The 11,714-nt window shown below is 35.2% G+C and carries 9 protein-coding genes and 1 pseudogene; all 10 read right to left on the bottom strand.

Annotation, left to right across the window (positions count from 1 at the left end):
• Window positions 1–160 (bottom strand): annotated as a pseudogene (locus ACVPON_RS07715) (ISL3 family transposase); the annotation flags it as partial.
• A 713-nt stretch (window positions 161–873) separates the two neighbouring features.
• Window positions 874–3,294, bottom strand: coding sequence for an LTA synthase family protein (locus ACVPON_RS07710; RefSeq protein ID WP_462877853.1), 2,421 nt, complete (start codon window positions 3,292–3,294; stop codon window positions 874–876).
• A 310-nt stretch (window positions 3,295–3,604) separates the two neighbouring features.
• Window positions 3,605–3,931 (bottom strand): DUF2304 domain-containing protein, encoded by a 327-nt coding sequence (locus ACVPON_RS07705; RefSeq protein WP_462877851.1) that lies wholly within the window; start codon window positions 3,929–3,931, stop codon window positions 3,605–3,607.
• The gene (locus ACVPON_RS07700) at window positions 3,931–4,629 is read right to left on the bottom strand and encodes a glycosyltransferase family 2 protein (RefSeq protein WP_462877849.1); all 699 of its coding nucleotides are present in this window, start codon (window positions 4,627–4,629) and stop codon (window positions 3,931–3,933) included. Before ACVPON_RS07700 ends, ACVPON_RS07705 begins: the two co-directional genes overlap by 1 nt.
• A gap of 8 nt (window positions 4,630–4,637) precedes the next feature.
• On the bottom strand, window positions 4,638–5,417 hold the full coding sequence (locus ACVPON_RS07695) for a glycosyltransferase family A protein (protein ID WP_462877847.1): 780 nt from the start codon (window positions 5,415–5,417) through the stop codon (window positions 4,638–4,640).
• 64 nt (window positions 5,418–5,481) lie between these two features.
• Window positions 5,482–6,753: a lipopolysaccharide biosynthesis protein gene (locus ACVPON_RS07690; protein ID WP_462877845.1), complete on the bottom strand. Its 1,272-nt coding sequence runs from the start codon at window positions 6,751–6,753 to the stop codon at window positions 5,482–5,484.
• A gap of 31 nt (window positions 6,754–6,784) precedes the next feature.
• Window positions 6,785–8,272, bottom strand: a complete 1,488-nt coding sequence (locus ACVPON_RS07685; protein ID WP_462877843.1) for a DUF2142 domain-containing protein — start codon at window positions 8,270–8,272, stop codon at window positions 6,785–6,787.
• A gap of 7 nt (window positions 8,273–8,279) precedes the next feature.
• Window positions 8,280–9,257, bottom strand: a complete 978-nt coding sequence (locus tag ACVPON_RS07680) for a glycosyltransferase family 2 protein (RefSeq protein ID WP_462877841.1) — start codon at window positions 9,255–9,257, stop codon at window positions 8,280–8,282.
• Window positions 9,250–10,497: a rhamnosyltransferase WsaF family glycosyltransferase gene (locus ACVPON_RS07675; RefSeq protein ID WP_462877838.1), complete on the bottom strand. Its 1,248-nt coding sequence runs from the start codon at window positions 10,495–10,497 to the stop codon at window positions 9,250–9,252. The genes ACVPON_RS07680 and ACVPON_RS07675 overlap by 8 nt, the downstream gene beginning before the upstream one ends.
• A gap of 4 nt (window positions 10,498–10,501) precedes the next feature.
• The gene (locus ACVPON_RS07670) at window positions 10,502–11,713 is read right to left on the bottom strand and encodes a polysaccharide pyruvyl transferase family protein (RefSeq protein WP_462877835.1); all 1,212 of its coding nucleotides are present in this window, start codon (window positions 11,711–11,713) and stop codon (window positions 10,502–10,504) included.
• Window position 11,714 lies beyond the last annotated feature (1 nt).

The raw sequence follows: 11,714 nt of genomic DNA, 5'->3' as shown, positions 1-11,714 counted from the left end.
TCGTATTTAGCCATTTGTCCCTTGCAGGAAGGGCATTTAGGGGCTGTGTAATCTAAGTGACCGTGGAGTTCTAAGTGAGTTCCATATCATATTCATTAGTGATAAGGATATTTTTGTCTTTAATTCTGAGAAAATTTGTGATAAGATTTAGTTGTTCCATATGAGTCTTTCTAATGTAAATTTAGTCGCTTTTCATTATAGGTCATATGGGACTTTTTTCTATACTCAAAAAGGCTCCATAATCTCTACAGTGGATTTACCCACTACAGAAATTATAGAGCCCAAATAAAAAGCTAGAGCCATAAAATGGGAATCTCTAGCTTTTTTGTGACTGAGAACTATTTTGTCTCAGACTCGTTGGAAATGAGAGTAGCACCGCTCATTTCCTTATAATCGAAGCCGAAGGTAGAACTAGCCTTCCCCAAGGCAAGTTGACGAAGTATCCTTTTGATTTTTAAAGAGTATAAGACGATACAACAGGTAGCAGATTGAATATTTTCTCCAACATCATCCCATCATCTAGGACAGACCAAGTTTGTTCACCTGATGCTCACTTCCTTATAGACAATATATAGCCACACCGCACCAAGGTCCCGAATGCTACCTTAGATGAATCTATCATCCGATTATAAAGAGTCGCGCATCAATTCCAGCATTCTTCGAACGCCATTTACCAACTTCCCTTCATTCAGGTACGAACAAACTGCTTCCAATTTCTCTTCAATGGCTTTGGGATTTTCTATGAGAAACAGCATTTTCTTATCTTTTAGCTCGAATTTTAGTCCTTGAACTTGAAAGGGACTTAATTCAGATTTCGTTGCCTATGACTTCGTTATTTTTAATTTTGGTTAAGTATCATTGCAAGTACAAAGATTACTGTGGAATTTCAAAAAATTCTTTTGGAAGATATCCCTGACCTGCAACGATATCGTATTCGATTAAACGCAAGTCCTCTGCAATCCGCTGTCCCTCCTCATCTAGCTCTCTTTTATCCACACTTGCTTTATGTAATACCTCTGTTAGTAGCGCATAATAGGGGGAAACTTTAGCGTCTACCTGTTCTAATAACAAAGCTGTAAAATCACTAGAATTGATAAGTGGGTAGTCCAACTTAGGAGTCTCAAAGTTACTCCAGATAAAATAATCTGTCAAGAATTGGCTGTCGGGATTTTTCTCAAATGTTGATTTAGGATATATACCCGGTAAATGATCTCCATAGAATACTACAGTAATTTTTTTATCTACCTCAGATAATTGATCCAAAAATCGTTTTGTTGTCTGATCTGTCTGGTAAAGTAATCGAGAGTAGCTCAATAGATTACTAGCCTCTGTACTGGTAAACTGTTCGCCAGTTACAATCAAGTCTTCTGGTTCATAATAATACCAAGGGCTATGGTTCTGCATAGTTAAAACCGAAAAGAATTGATTTTTCGAAGTCGATAATTGATCCAATACCTTTAAATAAGTTGCTTCATCACTAGGGTATGCTCCCATCTTTTGAACAGTTTCAGCATCTTTTTCTTCTAAGAAAATTTGGGTATTAAAGCCCAACTGAGAATACATGGATCTCCTAGAATAATTATTACCACTAGCTAGATGCACCACTATCTGATCTTCAAAAAAGTTACTAACACTAGGAAATACTTTTAAATTAGGAGCCAATTCTGAATTCATAATAGAGACATACGGGCTGAGATTATATTTTGGAAGTCCTGTTAAACTTTGGAACTCCATATTGGCAGTACCCCCACCATAACCATCCGATTTCATCAAACCACTTGTATTATTATCTAAAATTGTTGATATATTCTGTAATATATCCTTGTTAGATTGAATACCTTCCAATCTTAGCGGGTCTGCAAAACTCTCACTCAAAATATAAATCACAGTTTGCTCGGAAATGTGCGATGTCCTATCATTATTCATTTGTTCAGCCAACTTGCTATATTTTTCAATGATTTTTTCCATCTCTTGTCTTGAATAAAGAGGAGGCTTTTCCATATTTTCACGCAGTAATTGTTTGAACCAAATATAACTTAGTGATTGAAAGCGAGAGTTGGCAGATAAACCAAAATAAATCTCTAACCAATGAAGGTTTTGCAAATTATCCATCGCAGAAATAAGTGGAATCTCTCTCGATTTCTTCAATTCTCTAGAATTCGAAATTATGGTCGTGATACCTATAAAGAAAGATAAAACCAGCACAATGATCGTTCCCTGCTGAATCCTATTTTTGAATAATTTATTGGATAGAATCCGAAATTTATAGCAAAGAAAGATGATTACAGTAGTAGATAGCACAAATACACACATTATCAAACCGATATTGATGTTAACAAACTGAGCAACTGTAGCTATTTCTGATAGCCATGATAAGTCCGCTGGTAAAAATGGTTCGTGCCTCATCAGAAATTTCACACTATTCACAAGACTAATAAGCGTCCCCAAGGTAATATTCAACAGCGTTCCTACTATGTAGTGATTGGTTATCCCATATATACCAATAAATAGGAAACTAAATAGCATAACTTGAAAAAAGGTTGCACCTGCAACTAAATAGATTCCAAACCAATCTCCTTTATCACTTAACCCAGCTTGAACTGTGTAATTAAAAACTCCTGCTAATAAAATACTCGATGTGATTAAAAGAGCAACATCTGCCCGTTTATTTTTAATAGCTCTACCTGCTTTTATGAAATAGCGAGATAAAATTGAACTTATCAGGTAAGCTATCATACTATATATAAATAAATGAGCTTGATTTAAGATATCATGATCATCATAAAGCTTCAGATAGCCATTTCTCTCAATGACTATCCTCATTTGGCTACCTGTCATGATGAAATAAGTAAATAGTTGGCTTAAGAGTATCTCATAGTGGCTACTTTGAACTAAATAATGAACTGTACCATGATATTTATAGTATCGAAAAAACTTTCCCCTTAAGCAAAGGAAAAGAAAAAACGCTGTAAATAGAAGACCATTATATTGGATAAATCCATTCTGTTCAAAATGATACCAGTAGAATCCTTCCACATTCAGGTTAAAGGTCATCTGCATCCAGTAATCAAATAATAAGTAAAGAAAATAGAGTGCTCCAATATGAATAAGAGTCAGCCAATTTACTTTATCGCAAAATTGATAGGTAAGGATAACCAATACTATCCCAATCATACAAGTAAGAGAATTAAGAACTATTAAATTTGTTCCCCAAATTGTATATAAGTCATGAAAAATTAAAACATAAAAACATAAATAAACAAGCAATTGAGACCACTTATCTTTTAACAACATGTGTACTGTACCGTTCCTCACTATATTTGACTATATCAATTCATAGTCTAGGCAAATTTGGAATAAAGATAAAATGAAACTATCCAGTCATTTATAAAACTTTTTACTGATTGAGCGAACTTCATTGAAAAACAATATGTACGACAGATTTCATCCTTTGCGGACATTTGTTCAACTTTGCTATCCTATCTTGCTTTTGTTCGATAAATGCCACCGGTGATGAGCGAATCTGTTCATTCTTATACTTGTGCAACTTTCATTCTCCTGAAAGTATACAGTTGGCTTACGCTTACGTCCATTTGATGGTCGATTACTCTTTATTAATCGCAATAAATTGGACAAGTTCCCTCAACTTGATATCGAGTTTAGCAAGTTTCAATGTCATACGGTATTGATTAATGATTAATAAGAAAATGATTGCCAGAAATACAAAATTCGCAGGGGATTCAATACCTATCCAGTTAGATAGTTGACTGATTACATTTGGTAAAAAAGCAAATACAATTAAAACACCTGAGAAGAAAAACCAGAAAATACTATCTTCTATTTGAATATTTGACTTACGGATATTCATTAGTATAAAAAATGAAGTCGCAATAGCTATTATAATAAGTAAAATTTGAAATTGGATTGCCATTATTTCCTCCTAAAGTTTTGAATCAATAAAATAGAAGTAAACATATGTATCATATATTTTATTGAGCGAGATAAGGTCAAATAAGATTGGCCCGCTTGTCTCTCCAACATTTCAACCTGTACTTCTTTAATCTTATATCCTTGACGTATCAAGAAAGAAATTGTATCTGGTTCTGGAGTATAATTAACATTCAAGGCGAACCCTCTTATCAGCTCCTTGTTAAACATTCTCATACCAGAGGTTGGATCCATTATTTTTTGACCAGTCGTCAACTCAATGGAACAACTGATGAGATGATTTCCAAGCATCCGTAATGATTTATTTTTCGGAACGGATACAAAGCGTGAACCAATAACACAGTCCTGACCGTTTTCAATCTCTGCAACCAGATCACAAACGTAGTCTGGTAGATGTTGCCCATCTCCATCAAACTGTACCGCTTGGTTATACCCCATCTTATAGGCATATTTAAAGCCTGTCTGCACAGCCCCCGTTAAACCAAGATTTACAGGAAGGTCAATGATATTAAAACCATTTCTATGACAAATCTCCGAAGTACGGTCTTTAGAACCATCATTAATCACTACATAATCAAACTGGGAAAAATTTCTCTCCAAATTACTTACCACAGCTTCAATTGACCCCTCTTCGTTATAAGCTGGAATAATAATTAATGTATCCGATTTTTTCTTAAACATATCTTCTCCTAATCATTTGATTTTTGACTTTTTTCATAAAAACGAATGAGCACCCTAGCCATTATCTCTGGCCAAAACAAGCGATACATTTCCATATCTTCTTTTGTGCGCACATTATCACGAATAGTATGAGAAGTCTCTGATTCTTGATGTATCCGATGATACATCAACTTTTGAGGTACATAGCCAAACGCTCCCTTGTAGTGCGTACTAATATCATACCAAGCATACCAATCTAAATTTGTCTTCATTTTGGTTTCAAACTGAAAATCGTTTAACTGCTCCATATCATAGGTTACAGCAGGACAACAAATAGCATTTCCGAACGCTAATATACGATTTCGCCAAAATCTCCAATTTGGAAATAGGGCTAATAGTTTTAGCATTCGAGTTTTAATCTTTAAATTCAGGTTAGCTGGGACTGGTTCTCCATCACGATATTCTGCATAATCAGAGTATACTATAATATTATTAGAATTGCGAGTAAACTCTGTCAGAACTTGTTCAGTATATTCTGCTTCATACAAATCATCCTGATGAGCAATGGTTGCATATTGACTTTTTACAAATGATAAGGCATTATTCCAATCAATACCAATTCCTCCACCATTCTTAGTATGATATGCAATATGATGATATTTGCACAATTCCTCTATGTACTCACTAGGTGTAGAGGTATACAAAAGAATTTCTGATTTTGCTGTCTGATTTTTTAAAGAAATAATGCACTCTTCTAAATATGGGCTATCTCCATAAGCGCAAATCACAAAAGTGTGATTATTTTTCATAAATTTTCTCCGATTTGAATACGTTAGGTATATCTCAACTATATATTTTATCAACGAACATCCATTAGCATACTTTATTCTTTGTCTTTTTCATCACAACTATATAAACAGCAAGACTTAATAGAAAGTACCCTAACATAGTAATAGTAAAGCTGACTGCTGCACCTAAGATTGCATATTGCCCAATAAGTGTTTTAGTCACTAGCTTAGAAAAAATGAAAGGCAGAACGGTTGCAATTAGTAGATAAACTTGTTTCCGATGAATAGTTAGTATATTATCTATCAATACCGAGTAAACATTTAGTCCTCCACCTACTAATAATATCATAAATGGCAATAGGTAAGATGACAAATCTACTCCGAATACCAAACTTAATATAGAAAGACCGAAAAGATACCCTCCTAGTAAAACTACTAGGTGTAGGCCTATCAATACAAAAAATATCTTTCGAACTTGTTTTGAATAAGTAGATACCTTTCCCTTATGCCAAAAAAACGACAACTCTGTTAACATTGGTCGTAATAGCATGAGTAATAAATTCAGCACAAAAGTCGGCATGAATAAGATATTAAAATCTCTTTGCATGCCTTCTACCAGTTTACCGGAAGTAATAAAACTATCAATAACTATTTTAGGTTCATTAAAAATATAATTTATGATAAAACTCCCCATAAACAATGGAAGGCACAATCTAATGATATGCCAACTTTCATACCAATCTGTAGCTGTTAATCTATTTATTTTGTCAAAATTCATCTGATAGTATCTTATATCGAATATATAGCAACAAAGCAAATTCAGAATAAAAATTGAAACTGTAGATAATAATAAACTTTTTGTTAGTAGTAAGGCTCCAATGAATAGTAGCATCGTTAGAAGGCTTCGATAAAATAAAATTTTACCTGCTAAATCAGAACGTTGCTGTTGCTGAAATGCACCTTGAAAAATATCTGAGACTGCATCACAAGACCGATATAATACCATGAAAAACACAGTCCAGTACTTCTCACCAGAAAATCCTATAATATTAAGATAGATAAACATACTAGTAATCATCAAAATAACTGTTATAATTCTCGAGAAAAGATAGCTGGTAAACAGATGATGCTCATTGATATCAGTCGATTGAAAATTTCTTACACCGAATAAACCTATCACTAAAAACTGTTGACCAAGCGTGAATGCGATACTGAAAGAATCTGCTATACTGGGAGAGGTTAATCTTGATACAATCAAAAGTAATATAATAGAAATAAAAGTCGAGCTAATCGTACCAATCATATTCCAAAAATATTGATATTTAATATCCACTTTCTTATCTAATGTTTTTTTCAATCTATTTCCTCTCCCTTATAGCAATAATCAATTAAATTTGTGTATAAAATCCAATACTGACGGTTAAAATCATTAAAAATGACAATAGATACTGCATCATGATTGTTAACCTTTTTTCTTCTATTCCCGTTAAGGTTGGTGACGGGATATAAGATTGTAACCAATTACCCAAAAACAAAGGTATCAGACATATCATAAAATAATAATAGCGTCCCTGTACACCTCCGACAGAGATATTTCCAGGAGTATATACACGAGGATCCCCAGTTATTGCGTAGACCATCAAAAATGTAATGCCTAACATGAGTAAGATTGTATAGCCGCCCCATAATTTAGGTATCATAATTCGTGTTCTCAATATGATTGTAAATAGTATCACTAAAACAATCAGTGTTGTAGTTGTAAACAGAAACCCGGAATCATGACTAATATATTGTAGAGGGCGACGAATAAAGTTCTCTAATACAGCTTCTGGTGCAGCAATCATCGTTCTAACAATAGGTAGAGGATGAACTAAAAAGTAAGCTAATCCTGGACTCTCTCCTGTAACAGAACCTGAAAAACCAAATAAATTCACGATTCCAGAATAGATTAGAGCAAAGAACATGACTGGAAGAAAAGATACCGTAGCTACAATTCTTGTCTTCTTAGATACGAAATAATTTAGGGGTAAAAATGATAGTAGACTTCCTACCAAAACAAATGGAAATTTCGAGAAGACAAAGAGGAGTACCAGCCCTTGAAATTTTGTAATAAACTTAATATCAATCTTTTCGGCCTTGGCAAGAACATTCGTTAACATTGCAATAATAAGCAGAGTTGTACCATAATACAAATAATCATAGTGATAACCTGATATAACATAAACTGCAGAAGGAAGAGTTCCCATCAGAAACAGCATTGGTTTATACGCTTGACTAATCTTTATTGCCAAAAACACAAGCAAAGCGTAGGCTAAGACATGAAAAAATCGTCCCAGATAGTAAGAGATGTACACTTTATCAGAAATCAGCCTTCCAAGATTCCATCCAATCGCTCCTGGTATAAAAGCTGGATTATCAAAAGATTTAGGAATACCTGCAATTTTACTCTCCTGATGCTCCACATTATACCAATAATCATCTCCTCTAAAATTCGCTTGATTGCGGATACCATCGTGTACAAAGACTGAATTATAGTCAGAAATCATCTCCTCACTATATTCAAATAAAAAACTATCTGAAAGACCTATAGCGTTCTCTAAATGAGATTCTTCATCTAGAGCATACTGAACTGGACGAATGAGTGCAATAACTGTTCCGAAAGATAAAATGAGCAAAAAAGCATTTATAGCCAATTTATGTGTTTCTTTGAGATCTGCAACTGAAAAATAGAAAATAATGGCTATTACGATGCACCAAAACTTCAGATTCAGATTGAACTCAAACAATTTCGGCAATGTCAGTTGTACAAAGTATACTAAAAAAATCCCCAATAAAATATTCCGTAGTTTCACAATCCATAGATGATCTCTCAACATATCTCCTTTACCCTTTCTTCTTCTCAAGTGAATATTGTGAAATATCCTGATTCAGTTCAACAAGGTTAGCTTGGCGGATACCACGCCATTTTTCAATATGAAAGAGAGGATTAATTGCTAGCCAATATAACTTTCTTTTCCAACTATAATCTCTATCTGATAGAATTTTCAGACTGTCTTTATAGCTATTCTTCCACACTTGTTTGATTACCGAAAAAAGAGAAACCTTATTTGTTATTCCACTATTTAAGCGAACATTGTATGTTTCGTCAAAAATTCGCCGTCTATATTCTGACAAACGTATATCATTAGAGTGTTTAACAACTGCCTTCGCATTATAAACTTTAATGTAGCCCGCATCTAGTATATCTTTTCCATATTCATAATCCTCAGAATAAGCAATATTCCGATAGCCTATTTTTTCTGTAAGAAATCGACGAGGGGCAGCAGAACAAACATCACTATAAAAGGATTCCTTCGTGTAATTCCCCTTCTGTCGTTCATCCAAACGTTGCCAAAAAGTTAGCGCATCTGCTACTCCTTGTTCATTAAAAACTGCCAACATATCATACTTCATCGCTGGAAAACAATGATCACGTGGTTGTTGCTTCCCCAACACTGCTACAATATCAGAGTGAATGGTGAAAGGTCTCACCATTTCAGCCAGCCACTGCTCATTATAAGGAATAGCATCTTGTGTAAGATAAACCATTATCTCACCAGCACTGATTTCTGCTGCCATTTGACGAGTTCCACCATGAGAAAACTCTTCCTTTGGTAACTGAAGTAACCGCAAGTTCCCATATTTTTCTACAAAACGATTGATAATGGCAACCGAGTTATCAGTTGAGCCTGAATCTGTAATGAGTACATCCCAGCTAAAATCTGTTACTTGTCGATATAAGGCTGACAGGGTCTCTTCTAGATAATCATGTTCCCCATTATAAACCGGTATAAATACCGTCGCTTTTATTTGATTAGTCATTCAAAACCTCTCGACGAATTATCATTTCTACTTTTTTATAGCTTTCTTCCCATGATAGTCCTGTGTATTTTTCGCTCATTATTCTAGCATGTTCATTAATATCTAGGCGCTCCACAGCCTGACATAATTTATCAGCCAAGGAAATAGGATAGGCTTCAGTATAAAGAATATCGTCTATTTCACCAAGTACCATACGGTTATTGTTACCATCATTCATGACAGGGACACAGCCCGAAACTAAGAGTTCTAAAGGTAGTAGAGACACATTCGTCAAAGAAAGTACCAAGCACGCCACACTCTCGTGGTAAAGTTCTGCCAGTTGTTCTTTATTTAAAATACCACGATTAGTGAATTCAAAAGGAATATCATAGTTTGACATATCCTGGCCAAAAAAATCGATTTCATATTCAGGGTGACGTTCTTTAAAAATTTTCAAAGCCATTACCCCTATTTCAAAGCCACGACGCTCTGTGTGGGCGCGAGCATAAAAAGAAATCTTCTTCTTCTTCACCACAGGACCTTTGGGTTTATAAATCTCAATATCTGCCCCAAAATCAAAATAGTCAGCCTGCATGCCATACTGCCCAACCATATCTACAAGCCATTTTCCTGCTGTGATACCATAAAAACCAAATTTGTAAGTAGCTTCCGCCAACATATAGCGCGATCCCACTCCGAAGAAGATTGGTTCAAAATCTTGTACAAAATAAAATTTATGTAACTGTTCTCCTTGAAGGTTAAAAACGGCATACGCAGTCTCCCAGCTAGTAGCAAATACCACATCTTGATTCTTGAAATCCTCCAATTCTTCAACATCCACATCAATACCATACGAACGTAAAAAAACGTCTTTTGCTTCTTTAGCAGATTGAGGAATTGTATTATTGTGATAAATATAAAATGTGATATGATGTCCTTGACTTTGTAAATAATTTACGAAGCGTGAAATTGTGGTGTGGCCTCCACCACCAGGACCGACCGGTGGAGATACCCAGGCAATATTCAACTTTTCTTTCGAAAGCTTAGCAGGCCGTATATAAGGATGATGGATATAATCAGCAGTGGCTAAGTCTAAAATTTGAGGCATTTGAGGAAGATTATCCAAATTGATTTTTGAAGGGGAAGCCCCAACTACCTGGCCATTATGTCTAGTTGAGGTAATATGATAATAGATTTTTCGACCTACTGCACGCGCTCCTTCTGCTTTATAGGTCATTAAAATTTTTTTGAAAACATTCATATTTCTACCTATTTTCTATCATTTTGCTTATAACACTTCTTATTTTTCTAAGTGGTTTCGTTATTTTCCATGAGAGTGAGCGCTGAATCTTTTCCAACTCATTTGCAAGTTCATTAGTCTGGTCCGTTAACAACTTAAGATCACGTTGCAAACCTTGCTTCTCCAAAACGAGACTAGATAGTTCATCATTCTGTTCCCCGATAATCCTCTCAAAGTCCGTTATTCGCTCCTCATCCCAAGCAACATCTCCTTCCAAGAGTGCTTTCTTAAAAGTAGATGACCAGGTGTAGGCGAAAATGCGAATTGCCGAAATATGCAGAGGCAATTCTTCCAATGGTAAGGTTCGAAAAGTTTCATCATTTGAATAACCTGTAAAACTACCTACACGCTCTATCATTTTTTTTCGAATTTTTTGATATTCTTGAGGATTCTCCAGCGGTTCATCAAGTGGATAACGCTGAGGATTTTCTATATATTCCTCATCTGTTAAACTATGGGGTAACAGATCCAAACCACCATAGCGTGCAGGTTCATACTTTTCCGAATCCTTGATGAGAAGAACTGGAGTTTCAAAAGCTAGTGAAGGCATGAAACAATGCAGACGCGTCGTTACAACTGCATGAGCTGACTGATAGAGTGCTAGCATATATTCAGCAACCGCAAATCTCTCCTCAGTCCCTAAAAATGGGAAATGATAAACCGTCAATTCTATGATTTCTCGATTTGTTGTTTCCTTCATTTTTTCGACAACTTTTTTCGGAACATCTACTGCTAAAATAAAATCTTGCCTTTTAATATCTGGATCACGTTGCAAGGTTAAGGTAATACAGCCTGAAAAATACGTATCTAATCCATGTTTTTCAAAGAAGTGGAGCGTTTGCTTGTCACGAGCCCCAATCGGAGCATGAGCCGAAAGAAATTCTAAACTTTCCTTTGTCTCAAACGATTTCCGCACATCATTATCCTTGACACTGACATGCATAGAGGTGAGAAGTGGCTTTAACTGCTCACTGTTTTGAGGAGGCCACCCCTGTGGATCTCGATTATACCAACCATTCAATATTATCTTGGTCGATTCCTTAGGACTCCATTCTGACAGTTTATCTCGATCAACGTACTCATCAATTTGTGGCAAAAAACGTCGAGCAGCGATGCTTTGAACCTCATCACCAATATTCTCAGTTGAGTACTTCATCAATGCGAACTTATATTTCATA

Source organism: Streptococcus sp. 1F3 (assembly GCF_054968985.1).
The sequence above is the reverse complement of the archived record's forward strand: the minus strand, read 5'-3'. Positions and strand labels throughout refer to the sequence as shown.

Coding starts and splice junctions, on each gene's coding strand:
- ACVPON_RS07710 (WP_462877853.1), bottom strand. CDS start 3,294: ATGTTGTTAAAAGATAAGTGGTCTCAATTGCTTGTTTATTTATGTTTT.
- ACVPON_RS07705 (WP_462877851.1), bottom strand. CDS start 3,931: ATGGCAATCCAATTTCAAATTTTACTTATTATAATAGCTATTGCGACT.
- ACVPON_RS07700 (WP_462877849.1), bottom strand. CDS start 4,629: ATGTTTAAGAAAAAATCGGATACATTAATTATTATTCCAGCTTATAAC.
- ACVPON_RS07695 (WP_462877847.1), bottom strand. CDS start 5,417: ATGAAAAATAATCACACTTTTGTGATTTGCGCTTATGGAGATAGCCCA.
- ACVPON_RS07685 (WP_462877843.1), bottom strand. CDS start 8,272: ATGTTGAGAGATCATCTATGGATTGTGAAACTACGGAATATTTTATTG.
- ACVPON_RS07680 (WP_462877841.1), bottom strand. CDS start 9,257: ATGACTAATCAAATAAAAGCGACGGTATTTATACCGGTTTATAATGGG.
- ACVPON_RS07675 (WP_462877838.1), bottom strand. CDS start 10,497: ATGAATGTTTTCAAAAAAATTTTAATGACCTATAAAGCAGAAGGAGCG.
- ACVPON_RS07670 (WP_462877835.1), bottom strand. CDS start 11,713: ATGAAATATAAGTTCGCATTGATGAAGTACTCAACTGAGAATATTGGT.